The organism is Pseudomonas sp. Van50, assembly GCF_055390755.1.
In genome coordinates this window covers 4,593,961-4,615,769 of record NZ_AP024343.1, presented here as the reverse complement: position 1 = coordinate 4,615,769, position 21,809 = coordinate 4,593,961, and the positions used below count along the sequence as shown (strand labels likewise).

Here is a 21,809-nt window from a genome sequence, read left to right as displayed (position 1 = left end):
AATCGATTGGATAGAGAGTCGAATAGATTCACTTGGGTTCTGCCGTAGACCCGACGTGAACTACGCATCATTGAATGCGGTGCAAATAATCTCAATCATCGCGAGTTTGGAGTGGCAAGTGAGCGAATCGAAAGAGGGCAAAGACTCGGGTGAAGGAGAAAGGCCTCTGATAAGGAAAAGAAGCCCGATATTGGCTGATCTGGAGAAACTATCGATTCCCTTGGTTATTGACGACAGCGACCCGGAAGGACTGCTTCCCACGGGCTCGCAGAATCAACCATTACCGGTTTGGGTGCCTGAGCGATGGCCAGAGTTTGCGATTGCCGGTGAAGAAGACATTGTCGAACTGTACTGGGAGCGTCCCAACAATAGGACTGGCGTGCCCGTTCAAACAGTTACACTTCCTGGCCCCATTACAGAGGATATGTTTCCCTATCCACTTGAAGTACCGAGAAACGCTCTTCAACCCGATGGTCGTTTCGAGGTCTGGTACGAAGTTGTCATTCCTAACGGTTCGGGGGCGCCATCTGAACATCGATTCGTGACGATTGATAGCCAACCGCCCAGTTACGATAAACAACTTGAGGCATTACTGTTTCCCAGTAATTTGCCGGGGAACGTGATCACCGAAGAGTATCTTGCGAACAACAATGACAAGGTCGAGTTTCGCCTGCCGTTGCCCCTTTATACCGGTGCGGCGGATCATGATGTGCTGGAGTTGTTCTGGTCGCCAACAAATCCACCCACCGAGACTTTTGTCACAACGAAGACAATTCTCCAGGCAGAGATCGATGCCGGTGACATTCGCGTGGATTTGAAGGGCGACGACATTCGTGCGCCGAACCAGAACGGTACGTTCCATGCTTTTTATAAAATTCGGGATCGCGCCGGAAACGAAACGCTGACCTATTCGAAGCCCGCCACCGGGACCGTTTCACTCATACCTTGGCCCAGCCGGCTCCCGCCGCCCACCGTGCCGTTGCACGACGATGATAACCTCGTGCACCGGGCCGATGCGCGGGCGCAGGTGGAGGCGATCGTTAATAATATTCCCCCCCCTTGCAACCCGATGATCAGATCGAACTGGTGTGGGGTGGGGTTGCGCTGCCCCCGCGTGACGCTGTGCTTCCGTTGAACATACCGGTGCCATGGGCTGTATTGATCGCCAATGGGCCAGGACCCGCGGTCGTCAAGGTGGGGTACAACTTCATCCGTAGTGGTGGTTCGCGTCCCTCGGAAGAGGCCGATATCAACATCGATTTCACGGTCGCGGGGCAAGACCATTCCAACGCACCGGCGTTGCTCAACCCGCTTTTACCACTCATCGATATTGTCGGCGGTTCCGGCGTGCCCAATGTGCTGCTGCCCAGTGACCGTACTTTTCCGGTCATCCCGAAGCTGAAACTGTATGAGGCGCCCAATCCGGGGGAGGTGCTTGAACTCTATTGGGGTCAATACAGCGGAGCCGTCGCCACTTATACCGTGCAGACAGGGGATGTCGAAGGTGCGGAAGTTTCGTTCTCCGCTGTACCTTGGGACGTGATTGATACAGAACCCAATAACGCGCGATTGCCGGTTTATTACACAACCAGTAACGGGGTGAATGAACAGCAATCGGAAAATACGTATGTGCGGGTTCAGGTCACCACTATCGATGATTTACCTGCCCCGGTTTTTGAAGATGCCGATGGCTTTGGTTATATCGGTTGCGAAGATAAACCGTGGGAGGGAATTAGGGTCCGCATCAAATTCGACAGCGGTCATTTTGCAACAGGCGACCAGATCCTGGTGTTCTGGCAAGGCTATCGAGCATTCAATTCCACCGATCCCATTGCGGAAACCTACGGCGAATTTCCGCAAGAGATAAAACCTGAGCATATGCGTGACGGTTTTGTCGACGTCTGGATCCTGCCCTTCGATCCTTACATAAAACTGGTGTCGCGAGGATCGTGGGGCGCCTATTACACACTGACCAAAACGGATGGACAATTTGGCAGGTCTCCGGCACCCGAAAATTTGAAGATCGTTGAAACCGTTACGGAAGAACAGTGTGCTGCTTCAAGGCATGAGGATTGAAGGTCTACGAGCTGTTCGATGTCGGGCTCGTTGGAAGGCAATGGGTAGTCAGTATTTTAGCTATTCATGGATATATCTAACTGATATCTACCGGAGTTGAAAAATGAATGACCAGACAAAAAGCAAACTGACCTCTGCGCAGGCTCGTCAGGCCTACAATACTTGGTATTTGAACGAGCGTGCCGAGCAACTGGATGATCTCTTGGATCCGATAATTATTCCGGAATATTTTCCATATCAAGAATACAAAAAATATGTACCTCGGGCGCTTCAGGAAACCGATCTTGAACTACAAGTCGAGGAGTGGCCAGAGCCTGCTGAACAAGGTGAGACAGACATACTCAGGATTTACGTTAGGCGCAAAGGGAATTCCGAATGGGGAGACCATACGGATGAACATCTTCTTCCCGGGCCATTTCTTCCGGGTTCCTTCCCCGTTGATACCACCGTGAGCGCTTCCGCTTTTGCAGACGAAGGGACTTACGAGGTGATGTACACGGTAGATATCGCCTCGGGGGATACTACGTACTCTGAAATAGAGGAATTCGTTATCGATAAGACCCCGCCAAATGACAATCAATCCGCCGAATCCTTGCAGTTCGTAGATCAGGAGGCCAAAGACCACGGGTTGACGAGGGCATACCTGGAAAGTCTCAGTACAGGCTTGCTGCCAATGACCGTACCTGATTACTCAGGCAAACGTAATCAAGACGCCATCGAGATTTACGTCTTGGTAGAAGAGGATATTGTCCCGAAAAAGGTATATGACGATGAGATTCCTAACAGTCGGATCGTTGAGATTCCGGTTTTGTATTTGATGGGAAAAGATGATGGTTTAATCGCTTTCAATTTCAGGCTGAAAGATATCGTAGGTAATACCGGTCCAGATTCGGAAGATCTCGAATCTCATTTGCTGCTCGATCCCCCTCCTGTTGGGCCGTACCGTCGCCTGAGAGTTCCACTGGCCGAAGACGCCAAAACTTTGATTGATTTGGCCGACGTTCGAACGGGTGTCCGGGCATTGGTGCCGCTCTACACGAATCCCGGAAAGAACGATCGTATTTACCTGACGTGGGGCACGCAGAGGGTCCGAAATCCCCACAGAGTTGGAGCTAATCCATCAGACCCGATCATCATTGATGTAAGCGATACTGAACTGATCATACCGGATTATGGTGCGGCTAATGGCGAAAAACCGACGGCAGTGACCTACGAGATGATACGAGGTTTCGACGTGTACCCCGCTGAAAGTCCGCTAAACATCAACGTCGATTTATCTCAGGTCGTCGACCCTAGCATTCTGCCGGATGTGCTTGTCCGAGGAGGTGGCTCAGCGCCAGAAGATAACAAGTTGTTGGTGTCCGACATTGGATTCGATGCAAAGGCGACTTTCCAGGTACCTCCGGGCCTGACCGGTGTTGACTGGGCGAGGCTGTACTGGGGCGACCTACCCGATTACGTCGCTGAAGTATCACCCGTGCCGTCTGTAGGCGATGAGGTTGAATTCGATGTGCTATGGAGTGATATCGTTCAGGTACCGGGTATTGTTATTGATGTGTGGTATGAGGTCGGTAAAACCGGTGATAACAACCCCACCAAATCTAATGTTACGGAAGTGAATGTCGAGGAGGCCGTACCGATCAGGCTGGAAGAGCCGGAGTTTGTTGATGCGAGATTTGTAGGGACTGTTTGGTGGATCAATTGCTCGTCCTGGAGCGGGCCGGACGCTAACTTGCGATTGCGTATACCACCGAATCCAAAGCTGTCGGCGGGCCAGGAAATGGAAATTACCGTACAAGGGTATTCTGTTTTTCCACCTGTCACGGGAACGGAAGTGGGAACGCCTTGGACCAAGACGATTCCTTCATTGACCGAATCACAAGTAGAAGACGGTTTTGTAGAAACGGTTGGTCCCAGGGCCACTCATTTTGGCGATATGCTAGGACGCAGGGGAGCGTTGAAGGTCGACTATACGGTGATGGTTGGCACGTCGCCATTATCAGGCTCGCTTGAGATACGTGCCGCTTCGAAGGATGCGGCAGGTCTGTGTCCAATAAATCCTGAAATCCCGTAGGTTCAAAACAATGTGAGGAAGCGGAAAGGAAAAAGCCGGCTTTTTTCTTTCCGTTTATTTATCCAAGCGATCGATAAGTTCCTGTTGATGTACGTTTATGGGATTTTTCCTGTTTGTATTTGGGAATTTTCCTACATGCCGTGGTTGGTTATTTGAGTATCCTGCGGCCGCCTTGCACTTTGATTGCCGTCGAGCCTTGAAGAAGTGCACGTTCACTCTTACTTCAGGTCCATCACTATGTATTCCTCGAATTCCACACGATTGCTGTTGTCCGGTATGGCTCCGGTGTCTTGTTCCCTTGTCTTGTCGATGTTGGTAAGCACGTCGGTGCAGGCCGACCTGGTAGAAAATGGCGAAGTCAGGGACGTTGCTCCTGGCACCCCGAGTGATCGCTACCAGGTCATTCAGGAGTCCACGCTCAATGTGAACGGCGCCAGCATATTGGATGTTATTTCAAATAACTCCGCAATTAATGTCCGCCCCGGTAGTACGACCCAGCAGATATGGGCAAGTAACGGTTCGCGAGTGACACTTGATGGTGCCACGGTGACTGGCGCGAGTACCGGAAGCATCGCTGGCGTGCGACTGGAAGCCAGTCAAGGAACGATCAACGACAGCAGCGTGACCAATGCCAACGGGATTGGCCTGCATTTGTTGCAAAGCCTCGGTGTGGGATCGTCGGCGACGGTCTCCGACAGCGTTATCAGAGGATCGGAAGGCGGAGCCTTTGCTTCGGCGTTGAGCACGCTGGATATCCGCAACTCGCATATCGAAGGTACTGGCGCCGATAGCTACGGCGTCAGGTTGTTCAGTGCCGATGCGACATTTACCAACAGCACGATTATCGGTGGCTTGAATGGACTCGATCTGCGGGGCAATCGGCCACTTCCCCGTGAAAGCAATGTATTGCTCGATGGCACGACCGTCGAAGGAAAAAACGGTGCAGCCATCCGTGTCGTGCCTGCCGGTGCCGCCTCCACGGCGATCAACATCAATCTGACCAATGGCTCGAATCTCATCGCGGGCAATGGCAATTTGCTTGAGGCTGTCGACGGTGTCACGGCGAACATGAATGTGAGCAATAGCGGCGCTGTCGTGCTCAAAGGCAATGTCGATGTCTCCGGAAACAGCACCGTCAATCTGGGGTTCGATCAGGGCCGCATGGAAGGGGATTTCATTGTCGAGTCCGGAAGTACCGGCACCCTGAGGCTCGCCAACGGTTCGCTCTTCAAAGGTAACCTGACCAACGTTTCCGGCGTAACCATCAACAGCGGTTCTGACTGGGAAATGGCGGGCGACAATACGGTTGGCGCCTTGGCCATGAGCGGGGGAAGGGTGGTCTTTGGCGGTGCTGATGAGTTCTATCGGTTGAATGTGGGCACCCTGACGGGCGAGGGAACCTTCAAGATGGATGTCGACTGGGCCACCAATCAACACGATGTGCTCAATGTCACCGGCGTTGCCAGCGGGAATCACGCGTTGCTGGTGAACGGTTCCGGCGTCGATCCCACGTCTGCACAGGCGCTGACCCTGGTGCAGACGGCGGCGGGCGACGCTACCTTTGGCTTGGCCGGCGATCAGGTGGATGTCGGGACCTACTCGTATAAATTGGTTTCCGCGGCGAATGGTTCAGGGGGACCGATTGGTTCCTCGATCCTGAGACGGCGACGGTCAGCCCCGGTACCCGTACGGTCATGGCCCTGTTCAATACCGCTCCGACAGTCTGGCTGGGTGAGCTGACCAGCCTGCGCAGCCGCATGGGTGAGTTGCGTTTCAACGGAGGCAAAGCGGGGGCGTGGGGCCGTACCTATGGCAACAAGTACAATGTGGATGCGGCGTCCGGTACCGGTTACAAGCAGACTCAGCAAGGCTTCTCCCTGGGGGCCGACGCACCGCTGCCCGTGGGCGATGGACAATGGCTCGTCGGCGCGATGGCGGGCCACAGCAACTCTGACCTGGATTTGAGCCGCGGCAGTTCAGGCACTGTGAAAAGTTACTACGTGGGGGCTTATACGACGTGGTTGGACGCGGACACCGGCTACTACTTCGACGGTGTGCTCAAGCTGAACAGCTTTCATAATGAAGCGAAAGTCTCGATGAGTGACAGCAGCCGTGCCAAGGGCTCCTACAACACCACGGGCCTGGGCGGCTCGGTGGAGTTCGGACGGCATATCAAGCTGGACAACGACTATTTCATCGAACCCTATACCCAGTTCTCCGCGGTGGTGATCCAGGGCCAGGATTACGGTTTGGATAATGGTATGCAGGCCGAAGGCGACCGCACCCATTCTTTCCTTGGCAAGGTCGGCATGACCGGCGGGCGTAATTTTACGCTGGACGACGGCACGGTGCTGCAGCCCTATGTCCGGCTGGCGATGGCCCATGAGTTTGCCAAGAACAACGAAGTGCAAGTCAATAACAACGTATTCAATAACGATCTTTCGGGGTCGCGCGGTGAGCTCGGCGCGGGTGTAGCTGCGCAGCTCAGCGAGCGTCTGCAACTGCATGCCGATTTCGATTATGCCAATGGCAAGCATATCGAAATGCCGTTCGGCGCGAATGTGGGGCTGCGTTACAGCTGGTAAACCCTGGACCCGACTGGAAACCACCCAAAGAACCCTGCCGCAGTGCAGGGTTCTTTGCGTTTGAAGCCGCTCACCTTACCGCCCGATGCCCAGGCCCGTGCCGATCGGGTTCAGGTCCCATAACCCCCATGTCGCACCGTTGGACATGGTCAGCGCATACATATACACCGGCGGCAGTGGAAACTTGACGCTGCTGGACCAGGTGTAGGCGCCCCCCAAGGCCAGCGTCCCCGGTAGGCGGCGCTGATTGTATTCAACGTACCGAGGTCCGGAACGCTCAAGCCCCGTGAAGCGGCGACGTTGCGAATCGTCTGGTAATGCCCGCCTCCGAGGTTGTGACACAGCCAGACGCCTGTCACCGTAACGCTGTAGCTTTTTGCCTGCGCTGGGGTGGACGAATCGGTCACGGTGATGGTCGTGCTGCCATTGCGGCGAACGGTTACCAGCCCGGATTGATCGACCACTGCGGCTGCCTGGTTGCTCGAACTGTACCAATAGGGTGGTGTGCCGCCGCTGGCAATATGGCGTACCGACGTGCCGGCGCCGAAGTTGGGCAGCGCGGCACTCCCGACGAGCATGTAGGCCGCTCCACTCAAGGTGACGGGGCTTTGATTGAAGTTCAATGGTGGTGTTGGTGCGCGTACGGTAAAAGTTCGCGGTTGTGAAATGGGCACGTTTTCGCCGTACAAGGCTTTGGCGGTCAGGCTGTAGTTTCCAGGGCTCACCGCCAACTGTGGCAGGTGCCAGATACCTCCGGCATCGGCTGTGATTTCCGGGGCTGTCGTCGTGGTGCCCAGTATCTGCACGACTTGATAGGCACTGGCATTACCGCTCAAGGCCACCCGATTGTCGGTGGTGGTGGCGCCATTATTGAGTTCGCCGCGGGAGTCTCGAACGCTGCTGATAATCGGATTGACAACACCAGTCACCGTGAATGACCGCGGTGCGGAGGGCGGGACGCCTATGCCATAAAGCGCTTCGACCACCACGCTATAACGCTGCAGGGCCAAGGCGCTGAAGGTGGTGCTCCAAGCACCGTTTCCATCAGTCGGCTCTTCTGGAGCCGGCGTTGAAACCCCCGTGATTTTTACATTTTGTCTGGGATTGGCCTGGCCCTTCACCGTGACTTGCCGATTAGCGGTGTAGCCTTCATGAGCAATCTCACGCCAGACGTCACTGATGCTGGTAATGGTAGGGGCGTTGGCGGCTTCTACGGAAAAAGTCCGGGGTGATGAAACAAAGCCGCTGCCGTCCAGGGCGTGGGCGGTGAGCCGGTAAGATTTTACGCTTAGCGAGGTCATGATATGCGACCAGGCCCCGTCGATGTCTACCGGCACGATCGCTCCTGGAGCGTCGCGGTCATAGAGCTGGATACTGGAGTCGGGTGTCGCCGTGCCCCTCAATGTCACGCGGTTGTCGAGGGTGTTTTCTCCTTCACCCACTTCGCCCCAGGAGTCCCTGACGCTGGTGATCTCTGGCACGACCCAGTCATGATGCGTCTTGAAGGTGTAGCGGGTCAGGGGAAAGGTAAGCGCATAGATCTCTTCTGTTTCGGCGCTGAAGCCCACCTTGCATACCACGGTTAACGGTGTGTTGTGGCCGAGTCGTTCCAGCTCGGTTCGCAACGCCACTTCGCTCAGGCCATTGGCGACCTGGTTGTCGTTCAGTTCATGGCTGTCCAGCAATGCAATGGAATAGGGCATTCCCATCCCAGTGTTGCCCTCGAGCCGGAACCAGATGCGTTGTTTGGCGGCGATGAATGGCCATTTTCCAAGGATGACGTTGGCGTTTCCGTTGAAGGTTGCCAGGTTCAGCACCAACGTCGTGTCGTTTGCCTGGGTAATCCGTGGCTTGGGCAACTGCTGTTCCGGATCCTGGAAGGCCAATACTTTCAGCGCCAGGGTGTCGGAAGGAAAGACGAAGCCTTTGTGCGTCACCTCATAACCGAGCATCACGTTACGGTTGATATTGGCTCCGACCACCGAGGCCGGGACGTTGAAAAGAACGCGGCCGGTGGTACTGCCGGGCAACTCCAGATCATCGGATGTACCCGCTCCGGGGGTACCCAGCCAATTCAAATGAACCCTGTGCGGCTGATCCATGCTTGCGTATCGCACCTCTACCGTGGCGCCGGCGAGTGCATTCATCGGATCGAGCTCATCTGCGGGCAAGGCTTCGATCACCACTGGCACGGGCAGTTCGCCCAACAGGTCGCCGATGACCAGCTCAAGCAAGCCCGAGTAGCGGTACCGGCCGGTGAGTTTTTCCAGGACGACATAACGAATCCGGACGATGTCGCTGATGTTCGGTTCGATGTACTTGCGCAGGATCGTAAAGTCCAGTTCCTTGCCGGCGCTGGCTTGGGATATCGGTACCCAGTCGCTGGTGCTGCCGTCTCCCGGGTTGCCATGCCAGTAGTAGGTGAGAATGTCGCCTTGGGCGGTGCCGAGGTAACCGATACGCAGTGTCACGCTGCCGGTATGAATGTCTGGATCCAGTTTGTCATCAGGCGCTTCAACGACCCGGGGCGCAGGGAGTTCGGCACGGATGACCTGGACCAAGGCATCGAGGATGTCGGACTCCCTGACGTCGTACACGATTGCGTCGTCGTTGGAGACCCAGTAGCTCAGTTTCAGGCTGCCTCCCCGCAGGACCTCGATGTGCTCACCGGGGACGAACATCACAATGTCCGTGCCGACTTCATTGTTGCTGACAATGTGCTCGTCTTCATGCAGGTATGGGCCTGCGTTGTTGGCCTTTTCACCCAACCAGACCAATTTGAGATGGTCGCCATCCTTCATTCCCGGATAAGCATGGATGATCGCTGTGGCGAAAGGCTGGTCCGGTTCGAGTATGTCCCCAACCAGTTCTCTAAGTGTCGGCGCGGGTAGGGTGGATAGCTGCCCCTCGACGCTGGCAAAGGCGTGCCTGGACGACAGGGGAGGATCACCGTTGGCTTTTTCCAGGGTATAGAAGGCGTCGCCAGATCCGCCCGCGAGGGCACGGATTTCAGCGTTGGGAATCTCGAACTCATAGACGGCGGGTAGATTGTTGATGACTTTGGATTGACGGTTTTCCAAGGGCAGGCCGATCACTGGCGTACCGATCCAGTTCATGTGCAACGTGTCGTTCAGGGCAAAGTCGGGTGCGGACGCGAAAATCTGGATCGTCACGGGTTGTTTGCCCAGGGTCGGCAAATCGATCACGCCGTTGGAAGCTTCCTTGATAATGGGTGCGGACAGTCGCGCGGCTCCGGCGTCTACTGACACATAAGTGCGCAGGGAATATTTTTCGGCATAGTTCCAAACCAGATCGAACACCATGTAGTGCACCAGCAGTCGGGCACTGTCTCCGCCAGCCAGAATGGTGTGCTGGTCGATCCTGATGAAGATCGAATCGGTCGTAGCCGCCTCTTGCGGGGTTATCTCGCGATATACAAAAGCACTACCCCAGGCCAACTGAATGGTGTCGTGGGCCGCACGACCGGGATAGTGCATGATCTCAAGGTCGAAACCGTCCTTTGCGGAGCCGGCGTCCACCCCGTTATCGATCACATCCTGCGGAGGCAGCGGAGCCTTTAGCTCCGAATGGCCAGGGTTGTGAGGTTCTCTATCCCTGCCGCCCGGTCGATCCAGCTTGATTCGCAAGCGCCAGGGTGTCGAGCCGTCGCTGGGCGCGGTTTCGCCTACGCGGGTCAGCTTGAAGTGGAAGTTCTCGCCCCAGGTGGGGATGATTTTTTCGTGTGCCAGCGGCAAAAACAGACGCTTGTTAAGCCCTCCGACGGGGACAGTCTCCTGGGCGATGATTTCATCGTTCAGGTAGACATCGACATGGTCGCCCTCCTTCTGATCGTTCCACGGGTCGATGACGCCGAGTGCGTCCTTGGGTGGGTCTTCGGTCTGGGGCGGGATGGCGAGGTCGAAGACAATGCTGCGGTTGATTCCGAAGTCAGCATCGGCTACCGGACTGGTCCAACCTGCAATGAACATCCCCCTGAGTTCCAGCGGTGCTTGGGAAGGGTCCAGGGGAAGAAGCAGCCAGGGCATGAACCGGGTCATGAGGAGTGTCCATTGAGAGGGGGGCTGAACCCTAATCTGCTAGTCGGTCGGGGATTTGCCAACTGTCAGGATTGACAGGTTGAGTCGCCGTTGGTCGGTTATGACCTTGTTCAGCGGCCACGCTCCTGCGGCTACTGTCAGCTCTGACAGTAGCCGTGCATCGATTCCAGGCATTGAATAAACCCGGACCTTATCCGACCGGGACCCTGCCATGGACACTGCCGACAACACCCCCCTGGAATATGACGCGCTGGAGATTCCCGACGGCGGCCCGGCGCATCCGCCGGCTCCAGCCGACAGCGTCGGCATCAACATCGCCGCTGCCAGGCTTGTCTTCCCCCACGACGGGTTACGGTTGCGTCTACCGCCCTGGGGGACCGCATGGGGCGGGGGGATGCCTTCCGGATCAAGTTGAACAACATCCCCGTGGTGACGGGCTCTATCGACGAAGAGACTGAAGTGGGCCAGTGGGTTGAGCGGTATATCCCAGTCGGCGGGCTGGTCGATGGCGACTTCAACCTGAACTACGACGTGCGAATACTCGGGGAGCCCGGCTACACGTCCTCAGCGGTGACGAAGATCCACGTCAAGATCGATTTTGCCCCGCCCGGTGGCCAGGATCTGGACGGTGCAACGCCCGGTCACTCCGAACTGAGACTGACGATCCCCACCGAGTTCCTGCCACCCGGTTTCGTGGACCAGGAAGCCGCCGAGCAAGGTGTCCCGGTGACCATCGAGCCTTATCCGATCATGGCCGAAGGGGATCGGATCAAGCTGTTCTGGGGCGGCCAACCTGTTTGGGGCACTGTGGAGCCACAGCACCTGCCGCCGCAGAGTGCGCCGCTGATCATCACCGTCGATGAAGCCACCATTCGCGCTGCCTTGGACACCGATGACAACGGCCTGGCGGTGGTCTTTGAAGTCTACGACGTGGTGGACAACAAATCCGAAGACTTCAGTGCCGAAGTGCGGGTGATCGTGAAGACCGACAACTCGCGCCTGGAGGCGCCGCTGATCAAGGAACTCGTCAATCTGGTGCTGGACGTGGACCAGCTCGGCGAAGCGGACCTGACCTTTCAGATCATCGCGACGGATGCCAAGGCCTTCATGGTAGGCGATGAGGTCGAGATGCATTTGACGGGCACCACGGCAGAGGGTGAAAAGATCGACGAAGTCATCTATGTGCCTGAAAGAATCCTCAGCGTCCCGAGTGTCCTCGAATTCAAACGCCCCAGCGCCGAGGTACGACAGTTGGCGGGCGGTCCTCATGCGGCTTTTTTCTATCGGCTGATCAAGGCCGATGGCAGTGATGACCGGGTCTCCAAAATACTCTCCCCGCGAATCGTGGGCCGGGCCAACCCCCTGGCGGCACCGATCCCCCTGGACGAGATCGCCGGCACCCTTGATCCCCAACTGCCCAGCACCACCATCGAGATCCCGCTGGACCCGGCCATGGAAGAGGGCAACGCCATTGCCTTGATCTGGAACGGCACCACCGAAACCGGCAGCTCCTATACACCTGACTTGCCCCTGCATCCCCTCAGCGAGAACGAAGCGGAGGGCACTGTCCCGATCGAAATCGTCGTGGCCGGTGAGCATCTCACTGCCATTAATGGGGGCACGCTCGACCTGTACTACAAGCTGCTGCGCGATGTGGTGAGCCGGGAAGTGCTTGAGGAGGAATCGCTGCACGCCGACCCGCTCAGTATCGGCACTCCCGTGGCCGAATTACCTGTGCCGGTGGTCGAGGGCGAGAGCGATGGCGTGCTGGACCCGGCGGATAAACCGGACGGCACGCGCCTGATCGTCCGCCAATACAGCGGGCAAAAGGCCGGCGACCGGGTGCATATCTTGTGGTGGGGTTCGAACACCGGCCGGTATCGGGACTCGATTCGGGTCACTGAGATCACCGAGACTCAAAACATCCCGTTCACCATCGGCGCTCCGTTGATCGAGGGCAACCGGGATGGCACGGTGCGGGCGATGTATTGGGTTCGACGCCATGACGGCAGGACCAGTCCGTCAGAAATCTTGCAGATGAGGATCGGTGCCGGGATGGAGTTGACTGCGCCCAGCGTCAGGCAGGCCACCGGCAACTCACCGACCCAGCAACTGAACCCGGTGGCGGCCAAGGATGCGCTGACCGTGGTGATTCCTGATTACGGGACTCAGCCCGGAGATAAGGTCAGTGTCACCTGGGCTGGCACTGCAGGAGGGGGTTCTTACACCAAGCCGGCAGGCGATTTGCCTGCCAGCCGGGAGATCGATCTTCCGGTCAGCGTGCTCGCCTATAACCTGGCGCGATCGGTGACGGTGACCTACACGGTGACCCGTGACGGCCGCGAAGAGCCGCCGTCAGCGCCCCTGACGCTGGCGGTGCTGGCGATACCCGAGTCCAGCCTGGCAATGCCGCTGATTCGTGAGGCGGCACAGGGCGGCATTGGCCCTGAGCTGGATCTGAACTCCATCAGTGCTGATGCCACTTGCCGGATCATTGTCTGGCCGTTGATTGCCCCGGATCAGGATGTGTGGCTGCGCCTCAAAGGCACCAAGGCCGACGGGACCGTTCCCTATGACCTGAATATCTGGGCGCCGCCACCACGTGGTCCAAGGACCAGCCCAGTCTGGATCTCCCAAGGGCTTTATGACGTCCCGGTCGAGTATAGCTACCTGAAGGAACTGAAGGACGGCAGCACTTTGACGGTGCAGTTCAAGGCGGATTTGAGTAAGACCACCAACGAGGCCAATGCGCTGGCCTTTCCGTTGCGCACTTATACGGTCAAAACCTTCGAACTGATCAGACCGACCATCGACTCCGTCAAGGACCCGCATCAGGCGCCAATCACCAACGGTGGGTATACCGTCGAAACCAGCGTCACCCTGAGCGGCAGGGCGACAAAGGGCCAGAAGGTGGAAGTTCACGAAGGCGACGACTTGAAGGGCACCGCCGATGTCAACGGCGATGGTGTCTGGAGCCTGACAGTCAGCGGGCTTAGCGTGGCGCCGCACATTTTCACCGCGAAGGCGCTCTATGGTAATAATCCAACATCCGATGCCTGGAGGATTAATGTGGTTGCCGTCGCGCAGCCGACGATCACGGCGGTCAAGGATCCCAACAATGCCGACATCGCCAACGGCGGTTATACCCTCGCAACCAGCGTCACTTTGCACGGTCGGGCTTCCCTGGGCATGCAAGTACAGATCTTAGACGACGGCACCGACCCGAAGGGCATCGCCGATGTCGATGGCTATGGTGATTGGAGCTTGCCGCTGAGCGGACTCGCCGAGGGCCCTCACAGCTTCACCGCCAAGGGCATCTATGGCACTGGGCCGGTGTCATTGCCATGGCGTTTTACGATTGTTCGAGAACTCTTTATCGACTTCGAGGACGTTGCGTTAAGACCCATCCCGGTGGGTACATCGCTAGAGTTACCGGGACGCGCCACGATCACTACTGTCAATGCGGGATACCCGGGTCCTGTGGAAATTAAAAGCCTTAGTCTGGGGCCCGAGATCGTAAACCAAGCCTTGCGCATTGACGGCGAAGGGGGGCAGGTCAGAATCGATTTGGTGAGGCCAGCGAGCTTTTTCCGTGTCGGACACTATAGTTTTGGTCTTGAGTCTTTGATCACGCTATACGATGAGCTGGACGTGCAGATCGTGAGCTTCTTTTCCCCTGATCCACTTGATATCAGTGGAAAACGTTGGGTTGAATACACGGCCCCAAGGCCCTTCAAACGCATTGATTTAAAGCATGTACGCGGTGAAACATATTTCGATAATTTTACCTTGAGATGATCTCGCGCCGAAATGATCGACCGGTAGAAAGGTGTGCCTACTGTCAACTCTGACAGTAGGCACACTTTCCTTTCAGGCATTGAATAAACCCAGACCTCCTCCGACTGGGACCTTGCCATGGACACTGCCGACAACACCCCCCTGGTATATGACGAGCTGGAGATTCCCGACGGCAACCCGGCGCATCCGCCGGTTCCCGCCGGTAGCGTCGGCATCAACATCGCCGCTGCCATGCTGGTCTTTCCCCACAAGGGGTTACGGCTGCTTCTACCGCCCTGGGGGGACAGCATGGGACGGGGGGATGCCTACAGGATCAACTTGAACAATATCCCCGTGTTGACGGGCTCTATCAATGAAGAGACCGAGGTGGGTCAGTGGGTCGAGCGGTATATCCCGGTAGGCGGGCTGAACGATGGCGACTTCAACCTGAACTATGACGTGAAAATACTCGGGGAACCCGACTACAGACCTTCAGCGGTGACGAAGATCCACGTCAAGATCACCAACGCTCCGCCCGGTGGCAAGGATCAGGATGGTGATACGCCCGGTCACTCGGAACTGCGACTGACGATCCCCACCGACTACCTGCCACCCGGCTTCGTGGACCAGGACGCCGCCCGGCAAGGTGTCCAAGTGACCATCGAACCTTACCCGATCATGGTCGAAGGGGATCGGATCAAGCTGTCTTGGGGCGGCGAAATTCTTTGGGCGACTGTAGAGCCGCAGCACCTGCCGCCGCAGAGTACGCCGTTGATCATTACCGTCGATGAAGCCACCATTCTCAAGGCCGGGGACACCGATACCAATGGGCTGGCGGTGGTCTTTGAAGTCTACGACGTGGTGGACAACAAATCCGAAGACTGGAGTGCCGAAGTACGGGTGATCGTGGACACCGGTAACTCGCGCCTGGAGGCGCCGCTGATCAAGGAGACGATCAATCTGGTGCTGGACGTGGACCAGCTCGGCGAGGCGGACCTGACCTTTCAGATCATCGCGGTGGGCGACTCCTTCAAGGTGGACGATGAAGTCGAGATGCATTTGACGGGCACCACGGCGGAGGGGGAAAAGATCGAAGAAGTCATCTTCGCGTCGGAAAAAATTCTCAGCGTCCCGAGTATCCTCGAATTCAAACGCCCCAGCGCCGAGGTACGGCAGCTGGCCGGCGGTCCCCATGCGGCTTTTTTTTATCGGCTGATCAAGGCCGATGGCAGTGATGACCTGGTCTCCAAGATATTCTCCCCGCGGATCGTGGGCAGGGCCAACCCCCTGGCGGCACCGATCCCGCTGGACGAGATCGCCGGCACCCTCGATCCACAACTGCCCAGCACGACCATCGAAATCCCGCTGGACCCGGCCATGGAAGAGGGCAATGCCATTGCCTTGATCTGGAACGGTGTCACCGAGACCGGCAGCGCTTATACACCGGACTTGCCCCTGCATCCCCTCAGCCAGAACGAAGCGGACGGCAGCGTGCCGATTGAAATCGTCGTGGCCGGCGAGCACCTCACCGCCATTGAAGAGGGGACACTGGACCTGTACTACAAGCTGTTGCGCGATGCGGTGAGTCGGGAAGTCATCGAAGAGGAATCCCTGCACGCCGACCCGCTGAGGATCGGCACGCCCCTGGCCGAATTGCCCGTGCCGGTGGTGGAGGGCGAGAGCGACGGCGTGCTGGACCCGGCGGATAAACCGGACGGCACGCGCCTGATCGTTCGCCAATACGGTGGGCAAAAGGCTGGTGACCGGGTACATATCCTGTGGTGGGGGTCGAACACCGGTCGGTATCGGGACTCGATTCGGGTCACTGAAATCACCGAGAATCAAAACATCCCGTTCACCATCGGCGCTCCGTTGATCGAGGGCAATCGGGATGGCACGGTGCGGGCGATGTACTGGGTTCGGCGGATCGGAGGTGGGACTTCTGCATCAGAGACCTTGCACATCACCATCGGCGTGCAGGCAATACCGACTCTCAATAACGTCAAGGACGCCAACGGCGCCGAAATTCCGGAGGGCACAGAAACGGTCACGACGACCGTTTCTGTGAACGGAACGGCCAGCAAAGGGCGTGATGTCGAGATCTACGATGGCAGCGGTTCAGGTGCCGTATTGAAAGGCACCGCAACAGCCGACTCCGTGACGGGGATCTGGTCGCTCGCGAACATCGCGGTTGCTGAAGGAGGGCATCGTTTTTATGCCAAGGCGCTTTACAACACCGCAGGGACACCTTATTCGAATGTACGGTTATTCACGGTGGGAGTGGCCATGACGCCAACCATCGCCTCGGTGAAGGATCCGCAGAACGAGATTCCCAACGGCACCACGACCACCGCGACGACTGTAATCCTCAGTGGCAAAGCGTCGAACAGCCAGGAGGTCGAGATTTTCGACAACGGCACCACCTCGAAGGGCACCACGTCGTCCAACGCCAGCGGCGATTGGGACAAGGAGATCAGCGGACTTGCCATCGGCGGCCACAGCTTCACCGCAAAAGGTCTCTATGGTACCGAACCTGTCTCGGCCGCACGTACCCTGACGGTGACCGCCATCGTGACGCCAACGATCACGAATGTGAAAACAGCTACAGGCACGGAAGTGCCTGACGGCAGCGTAACTGACCAGGTCAATGTCACGCTGTTCGGCAAGGCCTCGATCAACCAGAAGGTTGAAATCTTCGACAGCGGTACCTCAAAAGGGCTTGCCAACGTCAACCGCGATGGTGACTGGAGCCAGCACCAGAACGGGATGGCAGAGGGTTTCCACAGCTTTACCGCCAAGGGCATCTATGGACCTGAGCCGGTGTCATGGGCACGCAGCTTTACGATTATTCGCGAAGTCTTTATCGACTTCGAGGACGTTCCACTAGGCGTCATCCCGGTGGGTTCATCGCTAGAGTTGCCAGGGCGCGCCACGATCACTGCTATAAAAGAGGGGTACCCGGGGCCTGTGGAAATCAGAAACTTTACTCAAGCGCCCGAGATCGTAAATCACGCCCTCCATATTGGCGGCGAAGGGGGAAAGGTCCGAATCGATTTGGAGAGGGCTGCGAGCTTTTTCCGTGTCGGCCACTATCACTATGCGCTTCAGTCTGTGGTCTGGTTGTACGATGAGCAGGATGTGCAGATCGTGAGCTTCTTGGTCCCTGATCCACTTGAAACGGGTGGAAAACGTTGGGTTGAATACACGGCCCCAAGGCCCTTCAAACGCATTGATTTAATGCATGGACGCGGTGAAGCCCATTTCGATAATTTTACGTTGAGATGATCCCGCGCCGAATGAACAAGTGGTAGAAAGGTGCGCCTACTGTCAACTCTGACAGTAGGCACTTTCCCCTTTCAGGCATTGAATAACCCCAGACCTCATCCGACTGGGACCCTGCCATGGACACTGCCGACAACACCCCCCTGGTATATGACGAACTGGATATTCCCGACGGCAACCCGGCGTATCCGCCGGTTCCCGCCGGTAGCGTGGGCATCAACATCGCCGCGGCTACGCAGGTTTTCCCGCTCAAGGGGTTAAAGTTGCGTATACCGCCCTGGGGCGACATCATGGGGCGGGGGGATGCCTACAGGATCAACTTGAACGGTATCCCCGTGTTGACCGGCTCTATCAATGAAGAGACCGAGGTGGGCCAGTGGGTTGAGCGGTACATCCCGGTCGGCGGGCTGGTCGATGGCGACTTCAACCTGAACTATGACGTGAAAATACTCGGGGAAGTCGACTACGGGCCTTCAGCGGTGACGAAGATCCACGTCAAGATCGAAAATGCCCCGCCCGGTGGCAAGGATCAGGACGGTGATACGCCCGGTCACTCCGAACTGAGACTGACGATCCCAGTCGAGTTTCTGCCCCCCGGCTACGTGGACCAGGAAGCCGCCGAGCAAGGGGTCGAGGTGACCATCGAGCCTTACCCGATCATGGTCGAAGGGGACCGGATCAGGCTGTTCTGGGGCGGTGAAGAGGTTTGGAAAACGGTAGAAGAAGAACACCTGCCGCCACAGAACACGCCCCTGGTGATCACCGTCGATAAAACCATCATCGAGAGGGCTGGGGACACCGATGACAACGGCCTGAAGGTGGTCTTTGAAATCTATGATGTAGTGGACAACAAATCCGAAGACTTCAGTGCCGAAGTGCGGGTAATCGTGAAGACCGATAACTCGCGTGTGGTGGCGCCGTTGATCAAGGAGGCGACCAACCTGGTGCTGGACGTGGACCGGCTCGGCGAGGCGGACCTGACCTTTCAGATAATCGCGGTGGATGCCAACTTCGAGGTAGGTGATGAGGTCGAGATGCATTTGACGGGCATCACGGCGGAGGGGGTAAAGATCGACGAAGTCATCTATACGCCCGAAAGAATCCTCAGCGTCCCGAGTGTCCTCGAATTCAAACGCCCCAGCGCCGAGGTACGACAGTTGGCGGGCGGTCCTCATGCGGCTTTTTTCTATCGGCTGATCAAGGCCGATGGCAGTGATGACCTGACCTCCAAGATATTCTCCCCACGGATCGTGGGCCGGGCCAATCCCCTGGCAGCGCCGATCCCCCTGGACGAGATCGCCGGCACCCTCGATCCCCAACTGCTGAGCACGACCATCGAAATCCCGCTGGACCCGGCCATGGAAGAGGGCAACGCCATTGCCTTGGTCTGGAACGGCATCACCGAAACCGGCAGCGCTTATACGCCGGACTTGCCCCTGCATCCCCTCAGCCAGAACGAAGCGGACGGTACTGTACCGATCGAAATCGTCGTGGCCGGCGAGCACCTCACCGCCATTAATGGGGGCACGCTCGATCTGTACTACAAGCTGCTGCGCGATGCAGTGAGCCGGGAAGTCATCGAAGATGAATCGCTGCACGCCGACCCGCTCCGTATCGGTACCCCCCTGGCCGAATTGCCCGTGCCGGTGGTTGAGGGCGAGAGCGACGGCGTGCTGGACCCGGCGGACAAACCGGACGGCACGCGCCTGATCGTTCGCCAATACGGTGGGCAAAAGGCTGGTGACCGGGTACATATCCTGTGGTGGGGGTCGAACACCGGTCGGTATCGGGACTCGATTCGGGTCACTGAAATCACCGAGACTCAAAACATCCCGTTCACCATCGGCGCTCCGTTGATCGAGGGCAACCGTGACGGCACGGTGCGGGCGATGTATTGGGTTCGACGCCATGACGGCAGGACCAGTCCGTCAGAAATCTTGCAGATGAGGATTGGTGCGGGGATGGAGTTGACTGCGCCCAGCGTCAGGCAGGCCACCGGCAACTCACCGACCCAGCAACTGAACCCGGTGGCGGCCAAGGATGCGTTGACCGTGGTGATTCCTGATTACGGTATCCAGCCTGGAGATAAGGTCAGTGTCACCTGGGCCGGCACTGCAGGAGGGGGGTCTTACACCACGCCGGCAGGCGATTTGCCTGCCAGCCGAGAGATCGATCTTCCGGTCAGCGTGCTCGCCTATAACCTGGCGCGATCGGTGACGGTGACCTACACCGTGACCCGTAACAGCAGCGATGGGCCACCGTCGGCGCCGCTGACGCTGGCGGTGCAGGCAATGCCCGAGTCCAGCCTGGCAATGCCACTGATTCGCGAGGCGGCACAGGGCGGCATTGGCAGCGAACTGAATCTGGGCAGCTTTACTGGCGATGCCCGTGTCACGGCAGCGCCCTGGCCACTGATCGCCGCCGGCCAGCGGGTCTGGTTGCGCTGCGAGGGCACTGCCAGCGATGGCTCGAACCACACGATTACGCTTTACACCGGCTCAGAGGTGATCCCGAGCGAAGTGGGTCCCGGGCTGTCGAAGGCGATCCAGCGGGTCGAGCTTGAGAAACTGCGCGATGGTTCCGAGCTCAAGGTTGTGCTGGAGGTAACCTTCAACCGAAGCAGTAACCAGAGTGAGGCGGTGACCTTTCCGTTGCGCACCTATACGGTCAAAACCCTCGAACTGATCAGGCCGACCATCGACTCCGCCAAGGACCCGCATCAGGCTCCAATCACCAATGGCGGCTATACCGTCGAAACCAGCGTCACCCTGGGCGGCAGGGCGACGAAGGGCCAGAAGGTGGAGGTTCACGAAGGCGACGACTTGAAGGGCACCGCCGATGTCAACGGCGATGGTGTCTGGAGCCTGACAGTCAGCGGGCTCAGCGTGGCGCCTCATATCTTCACCGCGAAGGCGCTCTACGGTAACAATCCAATATCCGATGCCTGGGGGATTAATGTGGTTGCCGTCGTGCAGCCGACGATTACAGCGATCAAGGATCCCAACAATGCCGACATCCCCAACGGCGGTTATACCCTCTCCACCAGCGTCACTTTGCACGGTCGGGCCTCCCTGGGTATGCAAGTACAGATCTTTGAGGGTGCCGACCTGAAGGGCATCGCCGATGTCGACGGTTATGGTGACTGGAGCCTGCCGCTGAGCGGGCTCGCCGAGGGGCCCCATATCGTCAACGCCAAGGCGCTGTACAGCAATCAACCAGAGTCTGATTATCGGGGATTCAATGTAGCCAAGCAGTTGGTGGTCGATACCGGCCCCGTGTACCTCAGCGGGTTTTTCCTGTACATCGGACAGCCGCGAAACGGCACCCCCATGCCAGCCGGCACAACATTCAATCGTACCCCTCTATCGGGGAACCCTGGATACGCTTACTACACGTCGAATGGTAATGTCGCCCGTGTGGATGGCTACGGTACGGTCGAAGGGTGGGCCAACGGACAGGCGACGATCACAGTCGCCGACGCTTCGGGGCAAACAGCGTCTTATTCGGTGATCCGCTCGAACGCCTGGCAGATGGCAATGATCGGTACCATCACAGGGGGGGAGGCGGCCAACTGGGCAAACTCCCAAGGGGCCGCGAACTCATTTGCCCAGCCCCCACGTCCGGACGGCGGCACCATGGAAGCCATTCGCACTTATTACGTGGTGCCCACGGGGTTCAACTACAGGCACTGGACCGGCGCGTTCGAGAATGGCAATCCCCTGTGGCCACTCTGGGCGAACCCCTACACGGGGGAGATTGGAACGCAGGCGATTCAGGATTATCTGGGCGCCTACTGTCGGATCCCCTACAACGCGGGCCAGGTGCTGGTGAGTATTCCTGACTCGCAACCGGACACTGACCAACGTTGATCCACCTAGCCGATACACCCCATGGACCATAGCCCCTCTGGAGAACACCGTGCGCGAGCGGTGCTCTCTGGCGGGCTATCGATTTCAG

Annotated in this window: 8 protein-coding genes and 1 pseudogene; 8 read left to right on the top strand and 1 reads right to left on the bottom strand. The window is 57.7% G+C overall.

Annotated elements, in window-relative coordinates:
* Positions 1-118 precede the first annotated feature (118 nt).
* The 4 genes and pseudogenes from ACZ5M5_RS19350 to ACZ5M5_RS19335 form a co-directional block, all read left to right on the top strand.
* Positions 119-1,135 carry a hypothetical protein gene (locus ACZ5M5_RS19350; protein WP_464737833.1) on the top strand — a complete coding sequence of 339 codons (1,017 nt, stop codon included), beginning with the start codon at positions 119-121 and terminating at the stop codon, positions 1,133-1,135.
* Positions 1,132-2,076, top strand: coding sequence for a hypothetical protein (locus ACZ5M5_RS19345; RefSeq protein ID WP_464737832.1), 945 nt, complete (start codon positions 1,132-1,134; stop codon positions 2,074-2,076). The genes ACZ5M5_RS19350 and ACZ5M5_RS19345 overlap by 4 nt, the downstream gene beginning before the upstream one ends.
* A 103-nt stretch (positions 2,077-2,179) precedes the next feature.
* The gene (locus ACZ5M5_RS19340) at positions 2,180-4,150 is read left to right on the top strand and encodes a hypothetical protein (protein WP_464737831.1); all 1,971 of its coding nucleotides are present in this window, start codon (positions 2,180-2,182) and stop codon (positions 4,148-4,150) included.
* A 1,281-nt stretch (positions 4,151-5,431) separates the two neighbouring features.
* Positions 5,432-6,735, top strand: a pseudogene (locus ACZ5M5_RS19335) (autotransporter outer membrane beta-barrel domain-containing protein); the annotation flags it as partial.
* Positions 6,736-6,884: 149 nt separating this feature from the next.
* Here ACZ5M5_RS19335 and ACZ5M5_RS19330 read toward each other — a convergent pair.
* Positions 6,885-10,793 carry an Ig-like domain-containing protein gene (locus ACZ5M5_RS19330; protein WP_464737830.1) on the bottom strand — a complete coding sequence of 1,303 codons (3,909 nt, stop codon included), beginning with the start codon at positions 10,791-10,793 and terminating at the stop codon, positions 6,885-6,887.
* 211 nt (positions 10,794-11,004) lie between these two features.
* Between ACZ5M5_RS19330 and ACZ5M5_RS19325 the strand changes: the two genes are divergently transcribed.
* The 4 genes from ACZ5M5_RS19325 (at position 11,005) to ACZ5M5_RS19310 (ending at position 21,721) form a co-directional block, all read left to right on the top strand.
* Complete coding sequence (locus ACZ5M5_RS19325) at positions 11,005-11,208, top strand: hypothetical protein (RefSeq protein WP_464737829.1); 204 nt, start codon at positions 11,005-11,007, stop codon at positions 11,206-11,208.
* The gene (locus ACZ5M5_RS19320) at positions 11,205-14,591 is read left to right on the top strand and encodes a hypothetical protein (protein ID WP_464737828.1); all 3,387 of its coding nucleotides are present in this window, start codon (positions 11,205-11,207) and stop codon (positions 14,589-14,591) included. Before ACZ5M5_RS19325 ends, ACZ5M5_RS19320 begins: the two co-directional genes overlap by 4 nt.
* A 117-nt stretch (positions 14,592-14,708) precedes the next feature.
* Positions 14,709-17,855, top strand: coding sequence for a hypothetical protein (locus ACZ5M5_RS19315; RefSeq protein WP_464737827.1), 3,147 nt, complete (start codon positions 14,709-14,711; stop codon positions 17,853-17,855).
* Between the two features lie 116 nt (positions 17,856-17,971).
* A complete protein-coding gene (locus ACZ5M5_RS19310; RefSeq protein ID WP_464737826.1) occupies positions 17,972-21,721 on the top strand; it encodes an Ig-like domain-containing protein in 3,750 nt (1,249 codons plus the stop codon).
* The last annotated feature ends 88 nt before the right edge of the window (positions 21,722-21,809 follow it).